We start from the raw sequence: 24,256 nt of genomic DNA, 5'->3' as shown, positions 1-24,256 counted from the left end.
GTTATCCCCCGTATGTGCGCGGGAGGACACCTTCATCAACGAGCGTCAGCATCCGGGGCAGACAGACCCGCTTTGCGTCGTAATTGTCCCGCACGAAGCTGCGCGCCTTCATCCGCATCTTCTTGAAGGCCTTGGGCCGTGACAGCACCGACAGTACCTGATCCGACAGCGCATCAATATCAAAAAACGGCACCAGCAGGCCGTTGCCGTCCGAGATGATATCGCGAAGCGGGGCGGTGTCGGATGCCACCACCGCACATCCCGCGCTCATCGCCTCCAGCAGCGACCAGGACAGCACGAAGGGATAGGTCAGATAGACGTGCACCGAGGAAATCTGCAGCAGCTCGAGATACGGTTCCCGAGGAATCCGGCCGAGGAAATGCACCCGGCGCAGGTCGATATCCGACTTGATCTCGTCCAGGAACATCGACTTCCAGCTCGAACCCTTGGGCGGGTTCGCCCCGTAGGATGTCCCGCTGCCGCCGACGATCACAACCTGCGCATTCGGCCGCGCGGCGAGTATCCTCGGCAGGGACCGCATGAAGATATGGAATCCGCGCACCGGCTCGAGGTTGCGCGAGACGTAGGTGATCACTTCGTCGTCCGCCGACAGCGTCGCACCGTTCGGAAGCTGAAACCGCGCGACGGGATTGGGCTTCACCTCGTCGGTGTCGACGCCCTCGTGGATCACCTCGATCTTGCTCTGAAACTCGGCGGGAAAGGTCGACCTCTGCCAGGGCGTCGGCGAGACGCCCGTATCGCATTCCGTGAGCGCCAGCAGCGTGGTCGCATTCTTCAGATGGAGTGCGACGTTGCCATCAAGGCCCGTCATGGGAAACTCGGGATCGAAGCCGACGTCCCTGCCCTCGGCACCGTAGTAGAATTCGCAATAGAGGATGATCCGCGCGCGCGGAAACATCGTGCGCAGCGGCAGCGTCTCGCCCCAACCGGGATGCGCGAAGATCAGGTCGGGCACGAAGCCTTGCCCCGACAGCGACGACAGCGCGTACAGAACCTCTTCGGCACGCCGCGATTCGACATCGAAGCGCCGGGCAAACGGATGGACGACCGCGGAATCCGTCTTGGTCGTCGAATATTTGAGCAGCCGGATATCCGGCGTCGTGCTCGCGGTCGATGAACCGACGGCAACGACCCTGTTGCCGGGCTGCTCTGCGAGCGCGCGCGCAATGTGGCGGTACTGGGCCGGAAAGTTATTGTGGACGAACAGGACGTTCATTGGCGGGCGAGCGCGCCCCCCGGCCGCGCGGTCTTCGATTGGGGTCAGGGTCTGCATCATCACCGGCGGTATGTCATCGATTGGCGAGTAAAACTATCTTACCGGATTAACATTAAGCCCCCTTCTATCACACAGATTTTTGGGGCACACTGCAGGAGACTTACCAATCCATTCCGTTAGGCTCGCAGGCGACAATGAACGAACAGATTCAGCAGAAAACCATTGATCTGGCACGGGGTCTCTTCCTGGTTCGATACAATGGCGCAGATGATAAGGTGTCACCTCCGGTGGTGCGCGTATACGCGGATCGCGCCAGTCTTAACAATTGTAATATCATTACCGGACCGGACGTGGTCAATGGAACCCTGTTCGCGCCCGAGACCGCGCTGGTCGTGTCGGTCGCCCGGCCGAGCCGCCTGATCGTCGAGGTCACGGCAGGGCGCGTCGGCGGGTCGACCGCCGCCAACATCAAGATCGAGCCGCTGACCCAGGGACAGGCGGCTGAGCAGCAGCCGGCCAGCCAGCCATTCGACATGTTCGAGCCGGAGGCCGGCCCCGGCGAGTTGAGCGACCTCAAGCTGCTCGCGCATGTCGCGGGCCTGGGCGACGTGACCGTCGGCTCGAATGTCTGGATTGCCGGACCGTCCGCGCCGGCCCGGATCGAGGGAATTTCCCTCGAATGGCCCAACAAGCCGCGGGATCTCCAGCTGCAATATGCCGTCAAGTTCGCCAGGCCGCAGCGCGGCGACAACCAGTTCGTTCCTCTCGGAACTTTTGCCGGAACCCGGGGACGCGCATTGGCCATCACGGGGTTCTCGCTGGAGGCCACGGGTCCCGGCGCGGATCGCTTCTCCATCGCGGCTGAAACCATCTTCCTGGGGGCTCCGACCCTGCGGGTCACCGGGAACCGGATTGTGGTGTCGGGTCCCTCAGGACGGGAACCGCTGGTGGGCCTCAAGCTCAACCTCGAGGAGCGCCGGGTGCAGGCAGCCCCTCTCGCGCCCCAGCAGCCGAGGCGCGTCGAACCCGCCACTCCGATGCCGCACCAGGACGGACCCCGCCTCGAGGGACGGGTGCGCGTGTTCCGGAGCCGGCAGGGCGCCGTCAAGACGGCAGGCTGACCATGCGGACAGATAAGGGCGCCATTTGACCGCCGCCGCGCGCAGGATCGCCTTTACGTCCAAAACGCTCCACCACGTCGATCTCGAGCGGGCCGCTGTCGGGGCGCTCGAGGCGCGTGATTTCCGCCTGGCGTTCGCGCTCGCCGACCGCCGCTGCCGGATCCTGCCGCATCCGGGCGCTCGCGCCCATCTGCTGCGCGCGGAAGCGCTGTTTCATCTTGATCTCAGGGATGCGGCCATCGCCAGCGTGGCGAGGGCGCTCGAGCTCGAGCCGGACGATCTGGTCGCTGCCCGGCGAATGATGGCTTGGGGCGACGACCTTCAGCAGATCGAGGCGGCGCGAAGCGTCACGCGGCGTGATGACGATCCGGATTCGGTCAGGAGCGCCCTCCTTCTGCTCGAACAGAGCGGCCAGGACAGCTGCGCCCGCATCGACTTTCTCGATGAAGAGGTGAAGGGATGGGTGACGTGGCGCGGGCCGGACGACCCGCACCTTTCGCTGGCGCAGGCGGATCAATCCAGCACGATCCAGCTTCCCGCCGATCCACGCCACAGATTCGCGCGTGACGGGCGACAGGCTGCGAGCTTCCGTCTGATCCGGCCCGCATCCGCGACCTCGCAGCGCCTGCAGATCACGCAGGCGGACCGGGTGATCGCAAGTGTTCAACTCCCGGCCAACCGCGTTCCGGATCATCGGACCGCACCACGCCGGCCGGCTCGCCTTCGAAACGGCGAACCTCCTCCACTCACCATCATCATCCCGGTATACCGGGATCTGGCCGCAACGCGAGCCTGCATCGACAGCGCGTTGAATGCGCTCGCCTGCACGCCGGGCTCGACCATCGTCGTCGTGGATGATGCGTCGCCCGAGCCCGACATCAAGCGCCTACTCAACGAGCTCGCCGCCGAGTTCCGCATCCGCCTCCTGACCAACGAGCACAATCTTGGCTTTGTCGGCGCGGTCAACCGGGCGCTCGGCGAGACCGGCGCCGGCGACGTCGTGCTGCTGAATTCGGACACGATCGTGCCGAAATACGCGCTGCAACGCCTGCGCAGCGCCGTGCAATCGACGCCGAGGGTGGGCACGGCGACCCCGCTGTCGAACAACGGCGAATACACCAGCTTTCCAATCCCGAACCGGTCAAATCCCCTGCCCGCGGTCGGCGAAATCGAATTGCTGGATGAACTTGCAGGCAGGGCAAATTCCGGGATTGCCATCGACATCCCCAACGGCATCGGGTTCTGCCTCTACATTACCCGCGAATGCCTCGACGCCGTGCGCGAGCTCTCCGACGACTTCTATCGCGGCTATCTCGAAGACGTCGACTTCTGCCTGCGCGCGGCGGAGGCGGGCTTCCGCAACGTCTGCATTCCTTCGGTTTTCGTCGGGCACGAGGGCTCGCGCTCGTTTCTGGGCGAGAAGCGTTCGCTCGTGATGCGAAATCTTCGCGTTCTCGAACACCGTTACCGGCGCTATGCGACGGACTGCGCCGCATTCCTGCTTGCCGATCCACTCCGCGATTGCCGCGCCGCGCTTGAGCTCAAGCTGCTCACGAACCAGCAGGTCGCCGCCGGCCCATCCGTCATCCTCTGCGGCTCGTTCGCCGGCCGCGCAATTGCCATCAGGCGCTGCCGGCAGCTGGCGGCGGAGGGTCAGCACGGTCTGGTCGTGCAGATCCGCTCCGAGGGACAACGCCAGCTGGCTGCGATGTTCGATCCGGATGGCGGAGCGCCGCAGTCGATCGCGCTTGACGTTGCGACGCCTGAGGGCCGCGAAGCTCTTCTGAGGTTTCTCGCCGATCTCAGTATCCAGTTGCTCGAGATTGCGGAGCCGAACCGCATTCCCGGCCCATGTCTGGCGCAGCTCACGCAACACTTTGCCTACGACCTCCTGATCACCGACACCGCGCTTGCAATGCGCGCTGTGGCTGGATCAGGCGTTCATCCGGATTGGACAAGCCTGGTCGCCGGGGCGCGGCGCGTGACTGCGATCGATGACCACGGCGCGGCCTTTTCGGAAGGGGTTCTCGGCCTGCAAGCCGTGAGGCTGAGCGACCCGCCCGCGCCGCCGGCGCTGTATCCCGCCGTGAGCGGCCCCGCGCGTCTCGGCCTGCTGGTCCTGCACGCCAACGCCGCGGAATTTCGCTTCATACGAGCGTTGAGCGATCAACTGGCCGACGCCGACGAAGACGTCGAGATCATCGTGCTGGGAAGTACCCTCGACGATCTCAAGCTGATGCAGCGCACCAATGTCATCGTCACCGGCGATATTGTCGTCGACGACGTCGCCACGCTCATCGAAGGTCACGGCATCACGAAATTGGTTCTCGACATCGGCGAACCGGCGTTTGGCCATCCGTTGGTGGACGCGCTGCTGGCAACCGGCCTGCCGATCGCCGCGACGGAATGGAGCCCGACGCCTCCGGGGCGCGGCCGAAGCACGGACCTGCAGCTGCAGCCAGGCTTTGATGCCGATGCAACGATTGCTGCCGTACGCGACTGGGCGGTCGATGACGTCCTGCTACAACCCGATCGGAGGAGCGGTCGACACCGGCGGCAGGTTGGCACGCGGCTTCCATGATCGCGGCGGCCATGCAAGCGAGGAGAACGGCGTCGAATCCAGCCCCAGCAGTGGGCTGTAATAGGGATCGTCGAGCAGCACCTCGCCCCATTTCGCGCGCAGGATCGACAGCTCGCGCCTGAAGCGTGCCCTGCGATCCGGCGCGGAATCGCGACCGCGGCTTGCCGACTCCAGATGAACGAGTTTCGCGTCCGGCGTGAACACGATCCGCTTTCCGAGCTGGCGCAGCTTCAGGCACAAATCGATATCGTTGAAGCTGATCGGAAAGCGGATCTCGTCCATGCCGGCGACGGCCACGAAATCGCGCTTGCGCATCAGGAGGCACGCCCCCGTCACCGCCGAACATTCGTGCGCCACCTGAAGCAAATCGCCATAGCCGGGATCACCATCCATCCGGTCGTTGAAGGCGTGCGCGGCCGAGAAATTGGCTCCCAGCACCACTCCGCCGTGCTGCACGACGCTGCTCGGCCAGAGCAGCTTTGCACCGACGGCTCCGACGTCGGGAGCCGCGAGCCGCCACAGCATCTCCGCCAACCAACTGTCGTCGAGCGCCTCGACGTCATTGTTGAGAAAGCAGATGTTCTCCGTATCGACGCAAGCGACGGCGGCGTTGTTGATGAATGCGAAGTTGAAGGGCCCCTCGACCGAGATCACGTCGATTTCCTGCGCGGACAGGCTGTCCAGATAGTCCAGCGTTTCCGGCTCGGTCGAGCTGTTGTCGACGACAAGGATCCGGGCGTTCGTCTCATTTGCCGCCGGCATGACCGTCTCGATGCATCGCTTGAGCAGCTCGGCGCGATTTCTGGTCGGGATGATGATGGTGGTGCGCTCGCTCCAATCGACGGCGCGCTTGACCTGAACGGCCGGAAGAAGACCCGCTTTCCGAGGCTCGACATTGGCCTCGATGCCGGCTCTGGCAAAATACGCCTTGCTCGCGGCGACCAGTTCGGAGGTTGCGGCCGATGCATCAATCCGCGGCAATGCCGCAACCGATCCCGGAAGATGATAGGTTCGATCCGGCTCCGCGCAGCAAAGGAAGATGTCGTAGAGCGACGTCGCCGATAGCAGCGCTTCCACGGCAGGCTCCCGACGCACCGCAAAACAATACGCCCCATAGCCCTGCTCGAGCGCGCGTTCGAGATCGAATGCGGAGAACGCCAGCGGCCAGACAGCCCCGGCGCCTGCAGCAACTTCGACGTCGCCATAGACCATATCGCAGCCGGGTTCGGACGCGAAGAGATCGGCGAAGCGCTGCAAGGCGTCTTCCGCGAGGATCGTTCCGCTCAGACAAAACACAAAGAACGCACTGCCGGCGGCATCGCCGTCGACAAACTCGCGCGCTGCCATCGGATCGAATTGACTGAACGCTCGCGCCGGCAGGGACACCGCCGACCAGGCGGAGTGCCGTTGGGCTTCGAGGCTTTCGATGCTCTCGTCCACCCTGACATCGCCGATCAGGACGACTGCCGCCTCGGATGCAACGTCAGACTGTTCAGATTGTGTCGTCGGCGAGAAGCGCTCTTTCCAGCCGCGATAGGCGTGAAACGGCATCGAGGCCGGCAACACTCGGTCGAACAGCTCTCCACGAAGCCGCTCGCTATCCCAGCGCCCGAGATCCGCGAGCGTTTGCTCCAATCCGCGATCGAAAGCGACAAAGGAAATCGGCTCCGAGATCAGACTCCGTCCCGAAATCGTCCGCGCGGATAGTCCGCGCATGCGACCGTCCGCAAAATGCTCGGGCAGATGAAAATCGATCCGGCGGCCGACGCCGAACTCGCCGCCCCGCGCAACGTTGGTCCACCCGGTCGGCTTCACGGTCATCACCGGCCGTTGCGCGATCAGAATTTCGATGTCCTCGTCGATGTCCTGAGCAAGCCAGCCTTCGAAGCGCAGACCTCCGACCCACTCGATATCGCCGATCCGGTGCCATCGCGCTTCCGGCGCAGCGACATCGCAGCGAATCGGAGCACCGACGGGAGTGCCGATATTCGCCAGCCTTGCCTCAATGATCCCGGCGTTCGCGCTGACCTGATCCTGCACGTTGAAGGTAAAGCCAAATCGAGCGTCGCCGATCCCGGCGTCGGCAAGCTCTGTTACGAACTCGTCACACAATGATGACATGTATGGCTCGCCGTCGACGAGCAGGTCGACAGTGTAACGCCGGCCGAGATCGGCGCGATCATAGACAAACCCGGAAAACGTCGTGCGATCGGATCTGGAGAACTGCGTTTGCAACGACGCGTATTCGGTTCCTGAGGGCTTCTGCTTGCTAATCGTCTTCATGCTCATGTCCACCCTCAAACGGCAGCTCGAATGTCGGTCGATTTCAAGTTGAGAATGTGTCCATGGTGCGCCCGAGGTGACTAGCGGGCGCTCAGCTGCACTGGGGCGATCACCGTTTGCACAAAAAGCCGCCGACCTCCAACACAAACTATGCGTTATAAAACTTGGCGTTGTCGGCGCCAATTGTGCTAGTGCTAACTCCTCCTCTCCACACTGATCGACGAGCGGATTCATGAAGATTGCAATGGTTGGAACGGGATATGTAGGTCTCGTGTCCGGAGCGTGTTTTGCCGATTTCGGCCATCAGGTCGTTTGCGTCGACAAGGACGCCGGCAAGATCGAAGCCCTGAAGCGCGGCAAGATCCCGATCTACGAAACTGACCTCGATAAGCTCGTCGACACCAACGCCGCGGCCGGACGGCTGACCTTCACGACGGAGCTCGCGGGCGCCGTCGCGGACGCCGATGCCGTGTTCATCGCTGTCGGAACGCCCTCGCGGCGCGGCGACGGCCATGCGGACCTGAGCTACGTCTATGCTGCTGCCAAGGAGATCGGCGCGGCGCTCAAGAAGTTCACCGTGGTGGTGACCAAGTCGACCGTGCCCGTGGGCACCGGCGACGAGGTTGAACGCCTGATCCGCGAAACCAATCCCGACGCCGATTTCGCCGTTGCGTCGAATCCCGAATTCCTGCGCGAAGGCGCCGCAATCCAGGATTTCCGCCATCCCGACCGCATCGTCGTCGGCACCGAGGACGACCGGGCCAAGAGGGTGATGGGCGAAGTCTATCGTCCGCTCTATCTGAACCAGGCGCCGATCCTCTATACCGCGCGACGCACGGCGGAATTGATCAAATACGCCGCGAATGCCTTCCTTGCCACCAAGATCACCTTCATCAACGAGATCGCCGATCTCTCCGAGAGGGTCGGGGCGAACGTGCAGGAGGTCGCGCGCGGCATCGGGCTCGACAACCGGATTGGAACCAAGTTCCTGCATGCCGGCGCCGGCTATGGCGGCTCCTGCTTCCCGAAGGACACCCGTGCGCTGTTCAAGACCGCGCTCGACCACGACGTCCAGCTGAAAATCGTCGAGGCCACGCTGACCGCGAACGACAACCGCAAGCGCGCGATGGCGCGCAAGGTCGCCAACGTGCTCGGCGGCGAGCTGCGCGGCAAGACCATCGGCGTGCTCGGCCTGACCTTCAAGCCCGACACGGACGACATGCGCGAGGCGCCCTCGATCCCGCTGATCAACGGCCTGATCGACTTCGGCGCCAAGGTTCGTGCCTACGATCCCATTGGCATGGAGCAGGCGCGCAAGGAATTGCCTGAGATCGAGTACTGCAAGGATGCCTATGAATGCGCGCGCCAGGCCGATGCGCTGGTGATCGTGACCGAGTGGCGCCAGTTCCGCGCGCTCGATCTCAAGCGCATCAAGCAGGAGATGAAGCATCCGGTCGTCGTCGACCTGCGCAACATCTACCGTCCGGACGAGATGGCCGCGCACGGCTTCACCTACGACAGCATCGGTCGGCCGCGCTGAGCGCTCGCGCCCGGCAACGATAGCCGCCGGCCGGTTCAATCCTGGAGCCTTGGTTCTGATCAAATCAGAACCAAGGCTCTTTTCTTGTCTGACGCGTTTTCTTCACGCGCACCGGCATCCGCTTCCGAAGCGGCCCTAAGCGTGGGCGGGCGCGCCGAGCTGGACAAACGCATCCAGTTCGCGCGCCAGCGCTTCCTGCCAGGTCGGCATCGCCACGCCGAACTGCGCCTTCAGCCGCGACAGATCCAGCCGCGAATTGCCCGGACGCATCGCCTTGGTCGGGAATTCGGCCGCTGCGATCGGAGCGATGTTCTCGACCGCCAGCGTGACCCCGCGGGACCTCAGCCCGCCGACAATGGCGGTTGCGAAGCCATGCCAGCTGGTTTCGCCGGCGCAGACGAGATTGACGACACCGCCCCGGCGCGCGAGCTGATCGTGCAACGTGGTGAGGTTCGGCAGGACGATGCCGGCGACCGCACCGGCGATCGCTGATGCCGTGGTTGGCGCACCGATCTGATCGGCCACGATCCGCAGCTCCTTACGCTCACCGGCGAGCCGCGCGATGGTGCGCAGGAAATTCGTGCCCTTTGCGGCATAAACCCATGAGGTGCGCGCGATCAGATGCGCCCCGCCCGCCGCCTGGATCGCGACATCACCGGCAAGCTTGCTGGCGCCGTAGACCGACAGCGGTTCGGTCGGGCTGTCCTCGCGCCACGGCCTGTCGCCCGAACCATTGAAGACGTAGTCCGTGGAGAAATGCACCAGCGGCACGCCGTTCGTTGCAGCCCATTTGGCGATCGCTTCAGGTCCCTTCGCGTTAACCAGGAACGCCAGCTCACGCTCGTCCTCGGCGCGATCGACGGCGGTATAGGCCGCCGGATTGATGATGAGATCGGGCTTCAGACTCTCAAGCTGGCTCGTCAGCATCTCCGGCTTCGACAGATCGAACTCCGCGGTGGGCGGCGCGATGATCGTGCCGTGGCTCTCCAGCAAAGGCTTGAGCGCACTGCCAACCTGGCCGCGTGTTCCCGTCAACAAGATCCGCATCAGATTTGTCCATAGGTCGGAAGGTTGCTGGCGTCGGCGAGGAGCGGCGCGTCCGCATCCTTGGCCGACAGCTGTGGCTTGTCGACGCCCCACTTGATCCCGATCGCGGGATCATTCCACCGGATCGAGAGCTCGTCCTTGGGGCTGTAGAAATCGTCGCACTTGTAGAAGAAGTCGGCGGTTTCCGAGAGCACCACGAAGCCGTGGGCGAAGCCGCGCGGCACCCATAATTGCCGGCGGTTCTCCTCGCTCAATTCGACCGCGACATGCTTGCCGAAATTCGGACTGCCGACGCGCACGTCGACGGCAACGTCCAGCACCTTGCCGCGCAGCACGGAGACGAGTTTGCCCTGGGTGACCGGGTTTTGCAGATGCAGCCCGCGCAGCACGCCATAGGCCGAGCGGGACATGTTGTCCTGCACGAACGGACGCGTGATGCCGTGCTCGACATAACGCGGAGACTGGTAGGTCTCGAGGAAGAAGCCGCGCTGGTCGCCGAACAGCTTCGGCTCGACGATCAGGACTTCAGGAAGCTCGGTCTTGATGACGTTCATCTAACATTTGTTCCAGTTTGACGCGCTTGAAATGTTAATTTCCTTCTCATAACAAACTTGTGCAGCGCACGCTATATGTTATGTTCTGATAGTCAAATTGTGAGGGACCATGAAAGGCATTATCCTTGCCGGTGGCACCGGCTCGCGCCTCTATCCGGTGACGACAGTCGTCTCCAAGCAACTGCTGCCCGTGTTCGACAAGCCGATGATCTACTATCCGCTGTCGACGCTGATGCTGGGCGGAATCCGCGATATCCTGATCATTTCCACGCCGCAGGACAAGCCGCTGTTCCAGCGCTTGCTTGGCGATGGCAGCGAGATGGGTGTCCGGTTCGCCTATGCCACGCAGGAGACCCCGCGGGGTCTTGCCGACGCCTTCATCGTCGGACGCGACTTCATCGGTGATGACTCCGTTGCCCTTGTGTTAGGGGATAACATTTTCTATGGCCACGGCCTGCCGAGCATGCTGTCGTCCGCCTCGATCCGCAAGAAAGGCGCCACCGTGTTCGGCTATGTCGTGAACGCGCCTGAACAGTACGGCGTGATCGAGCTGGACGGCACCGGCCGGGCGCTCTCGATCGAGGAGAAGCCGAAGCGGCCGAAATCCAACGTCGCGGTCACCGGCCTCTACTTCTACGACAATGATGTGGTCGACATAGCGGCCGGTATCAGGCCATCCCCGCGCGGCGAGATCGAGATCACCGACGTCAACAAGGCCTATCTCGAACGCGGCGACCTCTATGTCGAGGTGCTCGGCCGCGGCTTTGCCTGGCTCGACACCGGCACCCATTCCTCGCTGGTCGAGGCCAGCCATTTCGTCCAGATCCTGGAGCAGCGCCAGGGCCTGCGCATCGCCTGCCCCGAGGAGATCGCGCTGCGCCAGGGCTACATCTCGCTCGAGGCGTTCGCGAGGGTCGCACAGAAGACCGCCAAGAGCAGCTACGGCGAGTACCTGCTGTCGGTCTACCGCTCATTCCACGGCGAGCCGCGCGCGGCGGAGGTATTCAAACATGCGGTTTAAGGGATCGACGATCTTCGTCACCGGCGGCGCCGGCTTCATCGGCTCCGCCGTGGTCCGCCACCTGCTGCGCGACACCCACGCCCGCGTCGTCAACATCGACAAGCTGACCTATGCGGCAAACCTGGCCTCGCTGCCCCGTGCCGCCGAAAGCCTGAACTACACCTTCGAGAAGGCCTGCATCTGCGAGGCGCAGAACCTGCGCCGGCTGTTCGAGAAATATCAGCCCGATGCGGTGATGAACCTTGCCGCGGAAAGCCATGTCGACCGCTCGATCGACGGCCCCGGCGAATTCATCCAGACCAACATCGTCGGCACCTTCACGATCCTGCAGGAGACGCTGCGCCACTGGCGTTCGCTCTCGCCCGAGAAGCGCGACCGGTTTCGCTTCCTGCATATCTCGACCGACGAGGTGTTCGGTTCGCTCGGCGACGAAGGGCTGTTCACCGAGACCACGGCATATGCGCCGAACTCGCCCTATTCGGCCAGCAAGGCATCGTCCGATCACCTGGTGCGGGCCTGGCGCGAGACCTACGAGCTGCCGACCCTGGTGACCAACTGCTCCAACAATTACGGCCCCTATCACTTCCCCGAAAAGCTGATCCCGCACATGATCATCAAGGGGCTCGCCGGCGAGCCGCTGCCGGTCTATGGCGACGGCAAGAACATCCGCGACTGGCTGTTCGTCGAGGATCACGCCAAGGCGCTGACGCTGGTGCTGGAGCGCGGCGAGGTCGGCGAGACCTACAATGTCGGCGGCCGCAACGAGCGCACCAACCTGCACGTGGTCGAGAGCATCTGCGACCTGCTCGACGAGGTCGTGCCGGCCGCGGCAGGCCCGCGCCGCCAGCTGATCAATTTCGTCGCCGACCGGCCCGGCCACGACCGCCGCTATGCCATCGACGCCACCAAGCTCGAGACCGAGCTCGGCTGGCGCGCCGAGGAGAATTTCGAGACCGGCATCGCCAAGACCGTGCGCTGGTATGTCGACGAGCAACCTTGGTGGCGCGCCATCCTGGAGGGCGGCTACAAGGTGGAGCGCGTCGGCCTGAACCAGTAGTCGCCGATCTTTCCAATCACCGGCGTGGATGGCCGCCAACAGGACGTCGAGAAGCGCGATGACGACTCAACCAGATATCATCGCTGCTTGACGAGCCGCGACCGCCTTCCGACGGTGGATTGGCAGCCACCCGCCAGACAACAACTCGAGAAACCACGGAATCCCGTCATGAACATCGCAATGGACGGTCAGGAACTGACACTGTTCAAAAGTTTCGTGGACCTCTCGACGCGGTATCTGGAATTTGGCTCGGGAGGAAGCACTTGGCTGGCCTGTCAAACCAAGAAGGAGTGGGTCATTTCCATCGATTCCTCCGCGGAATGGCTCGCCAACGTTGCCGACGCCACGGGCGACGCGAGCACCAAGCCTTTGCTGCTGCACGTCGATATCGGCAAGCTGCGCGAGTGGGGTTATCCCGTGGAAAAGGACAAGGAGCGCTCGTGGCCCGAGTATCACGAACGTGTCTGGGAGCGTCCGGAAAGCAAGACCGCCGACCTGTATTTCGTTGACGGCCGGTTTCGCGTGGCTTGCTTCGTACAGTGCGTGCTTCACGCCGCACCGGGAGCCTTCATCGCAATTCATGACTTCGAGAATCGTCCCCACTACCATTCGGTGCGGACGGTCGCTCGCGAAATCGCGCGCGCCAACAACATGTCGATCTTCCAAAGGCCGGCAGAGATTGATCTCGTCGCCGCACAGCAGTTGCTTGCGAAATACCGGCTGGAACCGCTGTAGCCGATCGCTGCGGCCAGAGTAGCCGATCGCGGCGATCAAGAATCACTTCAAGCACACGATCGGGCGCGCCGCCTGGCGCGCCCTCCTCCAGCGAGGACATCGCTGTTCCCTTGAATTCAGCCCTGAACCAGTTTCTTCAGCTCCGGAAGAAACCTCTGGATCGTGGCGTCTTCGACATCGTTGCGATCGCGCAACGTGAAGAATTCCATTGCGCGGATCTTTTCAGGATCTCCATCGCCGAGCGGCCTGCCCCGCTCACGCTTCTTCAGCAATTGCTGCCGCGACTTCGTGTAGTAGTGATTGATCACGAGCTTGTTCCGCTTCGGAGCAGTGCAGCGCCCGCCGATCGGGAAGACAGGCGCGCCGTCCTCGTGAACGTAGCAACCCAAGACAAGCGATTGATGGGGATGCAGATAGGACACGATGGTGTCAGGCCGCACGATTGACTTCATGATGAAATGATCCGGGAAATCGTCCGGAGCACGACGCGTGAAAGATTCGATGCACAGACCGGCCGGCCTCGCGTCGTGACCGTTCGACCCGAAGTTCAACCAATGCACCGCCACCGCCGGCGCCGGCCCGAGCTCGGTCAAGACGTCCTTGATGTTGCCGGCCTGCGTCGGAAACAGATACTCATCGGCATCGATGAAGGCGCACCATTCGGCACAATTGCGGTAGCTGTCGATCGCATGCGAGAACGCGCGCATCTGGCCGAATTCCCCTTCCACGAAATGATAGGTGATCATTTCCGGCCACGGGAAGGACTCGATCACGGCACGAGTATCATCAGTGCTGCCGTTGTCGTAGAGGTAGAAGTGATCAACGCCGACCAGTTTGTGGAAGTGTAGCCATTCCAGCAGATCGTCGCCTTCGTTCTTGATGGCGCACACCACCGCCAAGCCGTGCTTCTTCCGATCGACCCCGGCGTAGAGCTTCTTGGCCTCCATCACGCGCAGGAGGCCGGCAAACTCTCGCCGCAGATTTTCACTTTTCGGGGCCGCAATGAGCGCGGCAAGATAGACATCCTGCGCTTCATGGGCGGACCCCATATTGAGGGCCGCGATTGCCAGGCGATGCAACACCCGCGAGTCGGATGGCATCTGCTTGACGAGGTCGAGAAGGATTCCACGCGCTCCGGCGAAATCGCATGCCTGCACAAGCGCCGCCGCCTTTGCAAACTGGAATTCCTTGTAATCACCGAATTGCTGCTCCAACTGCTTGACCGATTGGATCAGCTCGTCGGGCTTCGGATTTGCGATCCGCCCGGAAAAGAAATCTCTAAGCCTTGTCTCGATCTCACTTGCTGGAAGCGTATCGAGATTCACGCCTGAGCTGAAACTAGACAATGCTGGAATTTCCATGTCCAACCTGAGCCGCTCCACGAGATCAACAAGCTATTAACATTGGTTCGCACCACGAATTCCCTATTAGCGCACATATCCTACAAGAATAAGGCTATAACACGCAGTGCTCACAATTAACTCTTGTAAGGTTATTTCGAGGAAAATCAATACAATAGAGCAAGGGGCTCGACGTCATTTGCACGAAAACCGCGTCACGGGACCGGAACGATCGGAGATCGCCGATGGACGACGGGAATGAAGCAGTCCGCTAGTCGTTCGGGCTTACAAGAACGATGCTTTTGACATCGTTATCCGCAAGCCTCCCGCCCGGCGCGTTCAGCTTTTTGAGTTCCAGCACCCTGCTGCGGCTGCGGCACGCTCCAGACCTCTCGTCGGCGCAATTCGATCGGACGCCAGGCTCCCAGCCGACGAAGCGATGAAGCAATCGCTCGGTCTCCATCCCAATCAAGGCCCCGTTCCGATTGTGTCGGAACGGACAAGGCTGGCCTTGCATTGCTCGATCAGCGCCAGCGAACCGGCCGGGTCCGATCGTTCGACTCCACCGTCCGGTGTTCTACATGATAGGGCGCGTAGATCTGCTTCACCCAATAGTTGAAGTTCGGGTGCAGCTTCACGAAGTCATAGAATGAATCGCCGAAATTTGACGGACTGAGGCAGGTCTTGTTCTGAGGCCGTGACGCGATTGCATTCAGGCAATACGACATCATGCAAGCCTTTGTCTCGCTCTCTGCCACCTTGCTCAGACTTCGGAAACTGTTGGTTGAATGAAGTCGGTACAGATAGCGGTCGGTCTCGAGATAGGTCGGCTCGACCTTGGTTACCGCGCGCAACGCAAAGTCCCAGTCATGGCAGTATTTGAGATCGGCAAGCCAACCCACCTGCCGCAGCAGTTCACGGCTGAAGACAAAGTTTCCGGTCGATGCCGCGATCTGAGAATCCAGAAATGTCCATGACAACGGCGCACCTGCGATCTGGGCCCGATCGATCGCATAGCGCAGGCGCGTTGGAAACTGGAAGTTGCTGATCGACTTTCCATGTTCGTCGATTGGCTCAACCGCCGAGAAGCCGAAGAACAGCCGATCATTGGCATGCTTATCCGCGAACAGCCGAACCCGATCCTTGGAAAAGGCATCGTCCGAATTCAAAAGAAAAATCATGTCGCCGTTCGTCAGCGATAATGCCCTGTTCCAAGTGTAGTGGGCGCCAAGATTTTGAGGGTTCTTGAGCAGCTTGCAGGAAACAAAGCGCTTTCCGAACGACCTCTTCTTGAGGACCCTCTGCGCGACTTCAAAACTCTTGTCCGGCGAATTGTCGTCTACGATGACGAGCTCGATGTCGGCAAACGTCTGTTGATAGACAGTCTCAAGGCATTCCTCAAGATACTGCTCATGCTTGTAGCACGCGATGACAACACTTGCGAGCATTGGTGGCGACCTCAACGTCTCACGATGATCGAGTGGCGAGACCGCACGAGTGCACTAGTCCCGTCGCCGACCTCCAGAACCGCGAGTTGATATTCACCATCCGGCAAATCTCGAATCGAGAAGGACAGCTGGAAACCGAAATAGCAGTCCTTGCTCTCGGCCTTCATATACTCCTTCACGTCCACGCGCTCGTGCCAATCTACGATCAGGCAATAGCCGCCGTTTGCTGCGCCATCCGGAGTAAGCCCCGACAGGACCAGGAATCCCGTTCTCTGTCGGCTGGCCTCAAAGGCGTTGCCCGCGCAAATCCATCCCCGCACCAATATCTCATAGCGCGGATCGACAATCACCCGTTCGCCAGTTTGAGAATTGATGTTCTCGATCACCAGCAACGAACCTGCCGGATTACCGGACGCGCCTTCTGCCTCCACTGGCGTGCCGCTTCTTACGCGCTGCACCCCCGAATGGGTGAGGCCCGACCGGTGCAGGCTTGCGAGCACTTCGACATGCGTCGAGGCTTCTTTTACCGCCCACTCAAGCTCCTGCCTGCTCAGGCAATCCAGCAAATCCGGGCTATTTCGAATCTGGGCCGAAATGGGCTCAGCCGAAGCGACCCTTCGCACGACCTCGAGAAACGCCCGTCCATGGCGCGAATCCGGCTCGAGATGCGCACCTTCCGCCCACTCGTTCCAGGAATTGATAAACACCAATGATTCGGAAAAGCTGTTGCCCTTGGCACGCAGGGTTGCATCGCGAAGCCAAACCTCAAACGCTTCCGGACTGGACCTGGTAAAGACGTGACCGCGCGGCCCCTTGCGAGGCGTATTGTCCCAACGCGGCATCACCGCAGGAAAGAACGGGAAGTCGTAGATCTTGCCGATCGACGATCGCATGGCGTCGACATAGTCGTACACCTTTCCAGCGAAGGTCGGCGGTGCATCGACTTCGGTCGGCGGCACCTCCCTTGTCGAGACCGTGTGCGGAGGAAACTCGATTGCCGCGTCGCAATTGACGTCGCGCGGATCGAACTCTCCGAACGTCATCGCATTGCAAATGAGAAGCTCGCCGATTCCGAGTTCTCTGGCTCGCTCGCGCCAAATCTCGAACAAGCGCTGCTTGTCCGGCAACAATGACGGCCTGTAGATGACGATGACCTTTCGACCGTCGACAGTTATGTAGCGCTCATCGAGCAGCAGGTCGGCCATGTCGTCGATAAAGCGGACATCGTCGTCCAGGGAGTGGTTTTGTCCCAACAGAAGCTCAGCGTCCGAGCCGTCCCACCGACGAGACCAATTCTCGTTTGCCCAGCAAATGCAGAAAGGCAGGTTCGGCTCGCCGTCCTCGAGCAGCAGCTGAAGCGGCTTTTCCAATAACCTTCGGCCCTGGAACCAATAGACGTAGTAGCAAAATCCATCGATGCCGTACTGGCGCGCCAGTTCGCCCTGCTGACGACGCGTTTCCGGCAGCCGGACGTCATAGAATCCAAGATCGGCCGGCAACCATGGGGACTCGTGTGCCGGAAACTGGGCACGCATGCGCGCGACGTTGGTCCACTCGGTAAACCCTGGCCCCCACCACCTGTCATTTTCATCAAATGAATGGAATTGCGGTAGGTAGAAGCAAATGTAGCGCACCTCCTTGGGAGGCGCGTCCGCCAGTCCAGCAACGATCCTGTTGTTGCTCGGAAACAACAGGTCGTCGTAGTCCGCGGTCGAGAACCCCAGCGCGACGATCAATTCGCCTGGCGTATAGTTCTCGAACAGGGGTATTTCGTAGTACTCGCCATCATTCAGGCTGATACGCAGATAGATCTGCGCACGCTTAGGCTCCACAAGCGCGTTTCTCAGGGCGCGCGCCAAGCGACGGCGCACTCCCGGCGCGGATAGATCGATACGAAATCCGGGACGCCCGATCACGCTCCGCGGACCTACGCGGGCCGGCATAGATCGGCCTGTCCGTCCCTCCTCGACACAGTGGGAACCGACAAAAAGCGCGATCGAAACGGTTGAAGCGGGCGACTGGGCATCGACAATCCAACCCGAAATCCCACGCCCCGAATACTCCAGTATCGCGCCGCGCAGACGCGATCCTGACTGGAGATCGCCTACGTCGGGATCCAGGAACAGGCTCTGCGGATGGTCGTCCTGCTGAACCGGACTGGCAACGGGCAACATATCCTTTGTATCCCTGACGCTCCGTTCGACCATCTTGTTCATTGCCACTCAATCTCCTGCCAACGCTCAGCGCCGGGTCCAGTTTCTCTTTCCCGGTCGCGCGGAAGTTCGATCCCGAGATCACGCTGCCTGACATGCCCGGATCGTGACCTCTTGATCCTTATCGATCATCTCCACACAACCAGAGGTACAATGAACATTTCTTCCGCGAACGCAACATTAGCGCAATCTCTCTGTCGTCGATGTGAAAACCATTGTTAGTTCTGCCTAGATTGTCACGCGGACTTGCCCGCTTCCGTGCCTTCGCGCTCAAAAACAAAGCTGTCCATCATCTCTGCCGTTGCCTGCGCGCGACGCGATGCCGCCTCCAACAATCTCAGCCAACGCTCTCGCCCATTGCCTGCAGACGACGTCGCGCGCCTTCGTTGTTCTGCTGCGCCGCTTGTCGATACCAGTACAGCGCCTGATCGCGATCCTGTGCGACGCCGTTGCCGGCGCGCAGCGCATCGCCAATTGCGAGTTGGGCTTCGATCATGCCCTGCTTCGCAGCGGCCTCGAACCATTCGGCTGCCTTCGCCGGATCGGCGTCGCACCCCTGTCCCCGGCCGAGCATCACGGCAAGGTTGTATTGCGCCGTCCTGTGGCCCTGGCGCGCCGCCGCCTCGTACCACGTGACGCCCTTGGCGAGGTCCTGCTCGACGCCCTGCCCGGTGCAATACATCACCGCAAGCTTGAACTGCGCCGCGGCATTGCCGCCGTCCGCGGCCTTGACAATCCAGCCGGCGGCGGCCTGCGGATCCTTGAGGCCGCTCTTGGGATCGGAATACAGCAGCGCCAAAGTGTGCTGGGCTTCGACGTGACCGGCGCTTGCCGCACGTTTGAACCATTGGGCTGCGGCCGGAAGGTCGACGGCGCCGCCGGATCTTCCCATGTGAAGCCCGCCCAGCTGAAATGCCGCAGCCGGATGGCCCGCCTCGGCAGCGTCGGTCAGCAGCGCACGTGCTTGCGCAAGACGCTCCGCGGACGGTTCATCCTGGATAAGAAACATCGCATAGGCCGTCTTCGCATCGGCATCGCCGCCGTCGGCCGCCTTGCTGAGCCACTCCGCCGCACGCGCTTGATCGCGCGGCACGCCGTTGCCCGCCGAGTAGAGCCGGCCGAGTTGCACGCCTGCGGCGCTAATGCCTCCCTCGGACGCGCGCTCGAACCACTTGATCGCAGTGGCGATATCGCGCGCCACGCCCCTGCCATTGAGATAGAACACCGCAATGTTGTGGGCCGCCGTGGCATGGCCGCCCTCCGCCGCACGCTCGAACCATTTCGCAGCCTGGCGAATGCTGGGCGGAACGCCGGTGCCGGTGGCATAGAAGCGTCCGGTCAGGAACTGCGCCTGCGTATCGCCGCGCTCGGCCGCCTTCTCGTACCAATATGCCGCCTCGCGCAGATCCGGCTCGGCGGCAGTTCCGAGCGCATAGAACTCAGCGAGCGCCTGGATCGCCGGCAGGTAGTCCTTCCGCGCCGCCTTGCGCAATGCGGTCTCGGCCCTGTCGAGATCCTTGACAGCCCCTTTGCCGCTCAACCGCAACAGCGCAATGTTGTAGAGCGCGATCGTATCGTCATGCGCAGCGGCGCTCTGGAACAGCCGTGCGGCCTCTTCGACATTTTCGGGGAGCCCGGTACCCTTGAGGCACATGAAAGCCAGCGCAACCTGTGCGCGAACATGTCCCTGTTCCGCGGCCTTGTGATACCAGATCGCGGCCTGCGCGAAATCGACGGGAACGCCCCGCCCCTGATAATACACATCGCCAAGCGCGAACTCACCGGCCGCCGCCTTCTGCTCGGCCGCGGCCTCGTACCAGCGCAGGGCGGCAGCGTGATCTTTCGTGCAGCCTTGCCCGTTGGCGTACATATCGCCAAGGATCGCTTGCGCCTCCGCTTTGCCGGCCTCCGCCGCCACCGATAACCAGAGGAACGCGGCGTCGATATCCCTGGGCACGCCGATTCCGTTCGGGAAAACCAGATCGTGGAGGTTGACTGCCTTGTCGCCCAGACGCGCCGCAGTGGATTGCCGCCACATCTCTGGCCTGTTCGGTCCAACCGTGGCGTTGACGCCGTTGAAGTAGATCAAGCCAAGCTGGAATTGGGCTTCGGTATGTCCCTTCAGGGCGGCGCGTTCGTACCACGCGACCGCATCCGGAAGGCTGCCGATAACACCCTCGTTCCGCGCATAGAGCAGCCCGATCCGGTAATCCGCCTCCGGATCGCCGGCTTGCGAGGCGAGCCGCCAAAACCGCAACGCCTCGAGATATTGCTGGTTCTCGTACGCCTCCAGCCCCCGTTCAAACGGCTTCGAGTCTGAACGGGACGAGCCGGGGCGCAGCAAGTCGAGAAGGGAACGCGTCGATACCGTCATGGCTCGCGCATTGCTTCTTTTGCGCTGCGCAGCATGCCGCCGAGCAGATACATCGCCACCGAGCGGGTGCCGACATTGACATCACCCTGCAGCGTCATGCCGGGGATGAGGCGGAAGGTCTTCGGAACATCCTTGAAGTTGGTCTGGTCGACCGAACACCGCGCCTTATAGAAGGCGTCGACAGGCTTTCCATCATCGTCGTTCGTGAAGGCGCCTTCGCTGATCCAGCGAATCTTGCCTTCGGCCGTACCGTGCTCCGCCGCGTTGAACGCATCGACCTTCATCGTGCAGGGGTCGTTGGGCCGGACGAAGCCGACGTCGCGCGACAGGATCTGGATCTCGGCCTCGAGCCGCGTCTTGAGCGGCATCAGCGTGATGAAGGGATCACCCGGCTTCAGCACGGACCCGACCGAGAGCTTGGCGAGGGTCAAGACGACCGATGGCTCGGCAGCCGTCCACCGCACGAGGTCCTGATGCTTGATCGCCTTGTCATACTGTGAGCGGGCCGTATCAAGGTTGTTGCGCGTCGTGACCAGATCCTGGCTCAGCTGCGCGTTCCACTGCTCGGTGAAGGCGTTGCGATCCGCCTTCAAGGAATCCAGCTGGTGCTGCGCTTCAAGCAAAGTGTTGTGCGTGTTGTCGATCTGACGCAACAGCTCCAGGCGCGTGTCCTGCGAAAGATACAGGTTCAGCTTGGACCCGCTGCCGCTTTCGGCGAGCGTCGAGCGCATGTCCTCGATCTTGCCGGCGATCTCGGCACGCTGACTGTACCGCTCGTCGTCCTTCTTCGACTTCTGGATCGTCGCTTCGGTTTGGCTGATCTTGGAATCGTAGCTGTTCACCTGTGCGTGGTACTGCGCGACGCGCTGGTCGTAGAGCGCCTTTTGCAAGGAGTTGTACCTGGTGACATCAGGATCGTTGGATTGGCCGTACGACAACGGCTTTCCGGACAATTCGGCCTCGTCCCGGGCGACCTGCGCCTCAAGGCTCGCAACCTGCAGCTTGTACTGCGTGACATCGGCAGCCGTGAACGTCGAGTCCAGGGTCGCGAGCAATTGTCCCGTCTCAACCTGCTGACCTTCCCGAACATCGATCGTCTTGATGATGGACGCGTCCAAAGCCTGCAGGACGTTGATCTGATCGACGGGAACGATCTTGCCGCCCACGCTCGTGATCACGCGATCGACGCGCGTGAAGCACATGATCGCCACGACGGCGGCGAGGAACCCCACCAGGACGAACAGCGTTGCGCGGGCCAGCAACGGCTCGGCGGCCTCGCGGATCGCATCGGTCTCGGACTGGAACTGGCGAACGGTCGCGAGCGAAGCTTGATTAGGAGACAAGGGTCGGACTCCTGAAATTCTTTTCATTGCGGCCCGCCGGCGCAAGGTGAGTGTTCTGCTGGTACCAGAGCGAGCTGTAGATGTCGTTCCGTTCAAGAAGTTCCTCATGACGACCGATATCGTCGACGACGCCGCGGTTGAGAACGAGGATCGCGTCGGCCTTCGTCAGCGACGACAGACGGTGCGAGATGATGATCAGCGTGCGGCCATGGGCAATCCGCGAAATATTCGCGTTCACGATCGTCTCGCTCTCCGCATCGAGCGCGCTGGTCGCTTCGTCCAGGATCAGAATCGGCGGATTGACGATCAGCGCTCGCGCGATCGCGAGGCGCTGGCGCTGGCCGCCGGAAAGATTCGTGGATCCCTCGTAGATATAGGTCTCATAGCCTCGCGGCAGCTTGTCGATGAATTCCTCGGCACCGGCCAATCGCGCCGCCCTGACGATGTCATCGAAGGTCGCATCGGGCTTTGCGGCCGCAATATTCTCGCGGATCGTGCCGCTGAACAGGAAGTTCTCCTGCAGCACGACGCCGACGTTGCGCCGGAGATGGTCGACGTCGTATTCGCGGACATCGATACCGTCGACCTTGATCAGTCCGCCATAGTCGGAGTGCAGGCGTTGCAATAGCCGCGTGATCGTGGTCTTGCCCGAGCCGCTCTTGCCCATCACGCCCAGCGTCGTACCGAGCGGAATCTCGAAGGAAATATTGTTGAGCGCCGGCGACACCGCGCCCTTGTACTTGAACGTGACGCCGGAGAATTCGACCAGCCCCTTCAGCGGGACCCTCACACCATGGCCGGAGCGTCCCTCCTCGGCCGGCTGATTCACCAGCCTGCCGACGATCGTGACCGCGGTGCGCGCCTCGTCATATTGGTTGATGAGCTGGGCCATCTGCATCAGGGGGCCGGCAACGCGCTGCGACAGCATCAGAAAGGCAAACAGCGCGCCAACATAGACCGGATCGCCACTCGACACGGCCATGTAGACGCCGAACGCATAGGGAGCACTCACCGCCAGCCGCTCCAACGGCTTCACCAGCGTCTGGATGGCGGTTCCGGTCATGCCTTCCGCAAGCCGCGCCTTGGCGACGCGCGCCACCAGCACGTCCCACATGTGGCGCTGGCGCGCATCGAGCGCCAGCGATTTGATGGTCCGCATGCCGTTCAGGCTCTGGATCAGAAACGCTCCCTGTGCCCCTTCGGCCGCCAGGGTTGCCGAGGACTTCTTCCGATAGGCGGGCAGCATCACGATCAGCCAGGTCACGATCATCGCAGCAAAGGCAAGAACCATCAGCGTCATGAGCGGGCTGAAGAAGAACATGACGGGCAGGAAGAAGAACAGCGTCGTCGAATCGAGAATGGTCCCGAACAACTGCCCGGTGAGAAAGCCGCGAATTCGAAATACTTCGCGGATATCCCGGGAAATCAGGCCGACGGGATTCTGCTCGAAGTAGTCGATCGGCAGATTGAGCACCTTCTCGAACACGTAGGTCGACAGTTTGACGTCGAGGCGTGCCGTCAAACGCTGAACCAGATACTGCCGCAGGAACGAGAATGCCGCCTCGAACACGATGACCACGAGCATCGCAGTACACAGCACATAGAACGTATTGTAGGCCTTGTAGAAGATAACCTTGTCCGAGAGCAGCCGCCAAAACATGATCGGTGCCAGGCCCATGAAGCCCAGGATCAGCGCCGCAATCGCGACGTCGCGCAGGATGCGCCGTTCGCGGAACAACAACGCGGTGACAAAGCCGAAGCTGAACGGCTGCGTCTCGTCGGAAATCTCATAGTCGCGCTTGGCCATGACGACGTCGCCCGACCAGATGTCCTCAAAGCGCGGCTGATCGATAACGAGCAGCGCGTCCTCGCTCGCGTTCGGATCCTGCAGGACCACCCGGGAGCTGTTCTCGTCGCCTTCGAGGCGCAGCAGCACCATGTGGCTGCCGTCGCGCAGCCGAACGATGGCCGGCAGCGCCCTCTTGAGATGGCTCAGACCCTTCCAGTCCAGCGTGACGGCCTTTGCCGTCATGCCCGAGGAATTCGCACACTTCAAAAGCTCGGCCAGCGTGACTTCCTGATCGCCCAGGAGGTTGTCGTGGATCAGCTGGGACGGGGTCAGATGCAAGCCATGCTGCCTTGCCACGATGACGAGACAAGCGAGGCCCGAAGGTGGCAGCGCCTCCACCGAAGGTGCGCCGACGAGCGAGAGGTGTTTGGTCATGGATGCCTCGAAGTTTCGACTGCGCAAGGTCCGGTCCCAGCGAGATATAACGTATCACTGTTAGTTCGCTAACGCAGCATTTTCAGCGCGTCACCCGAAAAAGATATGTTTCACGGCAGGCCGCGAAGCTAATTTCGA

At 61.8% G+C, this 24,256-nt stretch carries 17 protein-coding genes; 6 read left to right on the top strand and 11 right to left on the bottom strand.

Annotation, left to right across the window (positions count from 1 at the left end):
• Position 1: 1 nt before the first annotated feature.
• Positions 2-1,237, bottom strand: coding sequence for a glycosyltransferase family 4 protein (locus ACVI1L_RS28230; RefSeq protein ID WP_057020241.1), 1,236 nt, complete (start codon positions 1,235-1,237; stop codon positions 2-4).
• Between the two features lie 194 nt (positions 1,238-1,431).
• Here ACVI1L_RS28230 and ACVI1L_RS28225 point away from each other — a divergent pair, with 194 nt between their 5' ends.
• On the top strand, positions 1,432-2,358 hold the full coding sequence (locus ACVI1L_RS28225) for a hypothetical protein (protein ID WP_229158222.1): 927 nt from the start codon (positions 1,432-1,434) through the stop codon (positions 2,356-2,358).
• On the opposite strand, the gene ACVI1L_RS28220 is transcribed toward ACVI1L_RS28225, so the two are convergent.
• A complete protein-coding gene (locus tag ACVI1L_RS28220) occupies positions 2,342-3,052 on the bottom strand; it encodes a hypothetical protein (RefSeq protein WP_456784372.1) in 711 nt (236 codons plus the stop codon). The two genes, ACVI1L_RS28225 and ACVI1L_RS28220, sit on opposite strands and share 17 nt — an antisense overlap.
• Between ACVI1L_RS28220 and ACVI1L_RS28215 the strand changes: the two genes are divergently transcribed.
• Positions 3,008-4,939 (top strand): glycosyltransferase family 2 protein, encoded by a 1,932-nt coding sequence (locus ACVI1L_RS28215; RefSeq protein WP_456784371.1) that lies wholly within the window; start codon positions 3,008-3,010, stop codon positions 4,937-4,939. The two genes, ACVI1L_RS28220 and ACVI1L_RS28215, sit on opposite strands and share 45 nt — an antisense overlap.
• On the opposite strand, the gene ACVI1L_RS28210 is transcribed toward ACVI1L_RS28215, so the two are convergent.
• Positions 4,880-7,456, bottom strand: a complete 2,577-nt coding sequence (locus tag ACVI1L_RS28210) for a glycosyltransferase family 2 protein (RefSeq protein ID WP_456784370.1) — start codon at positions 7,454-7,456, stop codon at positions 4,880-4,882. The genes ACVI1L_RS28215 and ACVI1L_RS28210 overlap by 60 nt on opposite strands.
• Here ACVI1L_RS28210 and ACVI1L_RS28205 point away from each other — a divergent pair.
• The gene (locus ACVI1L_RS28205; RefSeq protein ID WP_057020237.1) at positions 7,455-8,762 is read left to right on the top strand and encodes a UDP-glucose dehydrogenase family protein; all 1,308 of its coding nucleotides are present in this window, start codon (positions 7,455-7,457) and stop codon (positions 8,760-8,762) included. The two genes, ACVI1L_RS28210 and ACVI1L_RS28205, sit on opposite strands and share 2 nt — an antisense overlap.
• 135 nt (positions 8,763-8,897) lie before the next feature.
• Here ACVI1L_RS28205 and rfbD read toward each other — a convergent pair whose 3' ends face one another.
• The gene (gene rfbD, locus ACVI1L_RS28200) at positions 8,898-9,809 is read right to left on the bottom strand and encodes a dTDP-4-dehydrorhamnose reductase (RefSeq protein WP_456784369.1); all 912 of its coding nucleotides are present in this window, start codon (positions 9,807-9,809) and stop codon (positions 8,898-8,900) included.
• A complete protein-coding gene (gene rfbC, locus ACVI1L_RS28195) occupies positions 9,809-10,363 on the bottom strand; it encodes a dTDP-4-dehydrorhamnose 3,5-epimerase (protein WP_028331576.1) in 555 nt (184 codons plus the stop codon). The genes rfbD and rfbC overlap by 1 nt, the downstream gene beginning before the upstream one ends.
• 109 nt (positions 10,364-10,472) lie before the next feature.
• Here rfbC and rfbA point away from each other — a divergent pair, with 109 nt between their 5' ends.
• The 3 genes from rfbA (at position 10,473) to ACVI1L_RS28180 (ending at position 13,176) form a co-directional block, all read left to right on the top strand.
• Positions 10,473-11,384, top strand: a complete 912-nt coding sequence (gene rfbA, locus ACVI1L_RS28190; RefSeq protein WP_018270712.1) for a glucose-1-phosphate thymidylyltransferase RfbA — start codon at positions 10,473-10,475, stop codon at positions 11,382-11,384.
• Positions 11,374-12,441 (top strand): dTDP-glucose 4,6-dehydratase, encoded by a 1,068-nt coding sequence (rfbB, locus tag ACVI1L_RS28185; RefSeq protein ID WP_057020236.1) that lies wholly within the window; start codon positions 11,374-11,376, stop codon positions 12,439-12,441. The genes rfbA and rfbB overlap by 11 nt, the downstream gene beginning before the upstream one ends.
• Positions 12,442-12,609: 168 nt before the next feature.
• Complete coding sequence (locus ACVI1L_RS28180; RefSeq protein ID WP_225161215.1) at positions 12,610-13,176, top strand: hypothetical protein; 567 nt, start codon at positions 12,610-12,612, stop codon at positions 13,174-13,176.
• Between the two features lie 116 nt (positions 13,177-13,292).
• On the opposite strand, the gene ACVI1L_RS28175 is transcribed toward ACVI1L_RS28180, so the two are convergent.
• The 6 genes from ACVI1L_RS28175 to ACVI1L_RS28150 form a co-directional block, all read right to left on the bottom strand.
• A complete protein-coding gene (locus ACVI1L_RS28175) occupies positions 13,293-14,537 on the bottom strand; it encodes a glycosyltransferase family 92 protein (RefSeq protein WP_057020235.1) in 1,245 nt (414 codons plus the stop codon).
• A gap of 503 nt (positions 14,538-15,040) precedes the next feature.
• A complete protein-coding gene (locus tag ACVI1L_RS28170) occupies positions 15,041-15,964 on the bottom strand; it encodes a glycosyltransferase family 2 protein (protein WP_168856486.1) in 924 nt (307 codons plus the stop codon).
• Positions 15,965-15,975: 11 nt separating this feature from the next.
• Positions 15,976-18,180 (bottom strand): glycosyltransferase WbsX family protein, encoded by a 2,205-nt coding sequence (locus ACVI1L_RS28165; RefSeq protein WP_168856485.1) that lies wholly within the window; start codon positions 18,178-18,180, stop codon positions 15,976-15,978.
• Positions 18,181-18,514: 334 nt separating this feature from the next.
• Entirely contained in the window at positions 18,515-20,551 is a 2,037-nt protein-coding gene (locus ACVI1L_RS28160; protein WP_253587356.1) for a tetratricopeptide repeat protein, read from the bottom strand.
• Positions 20,548-21,894 (bottom strand): HlyD family type I secretion periplasmic adaptor subunit, encoded by a 1,347-nt coding sequence (locus ACVI1L_RS28155; protein ID WP_076833256.1) that lies wholly within the window; start codon positions 21,892-21,894, stop codon positions 20,548-20,550. Before ACVI1L_RS28155 ends, ACVI1L_RS28160 begins: the two co-directional genes overlap by 4 nt.
• Positions 21,884-24,118, bottom strand: a complete 2,235-nt coding sequence (locus ACVI1L_RS28150) for a peptidase domain-containing ABC transporter (RefSeq protein ID WP_057020230.1) — start codon at positions 24,116-24,118, stop codon at positions 21,884-21,886. Before ACVI1L_RS28150 ends, ACVI1L_RS28155 begins: the two co-directional genes overlap by 11 nt.
• Positions 24,119-24,256 lie beyond the last annotated feature (138 nt).

The sequence above is a fragment of the Bradyrhizobium sp. USDA 4516 genome (assembly GCF_054055915.1).
This window is presented reverse-complemented; position numbering and strand designations above follow the sequence as displayed.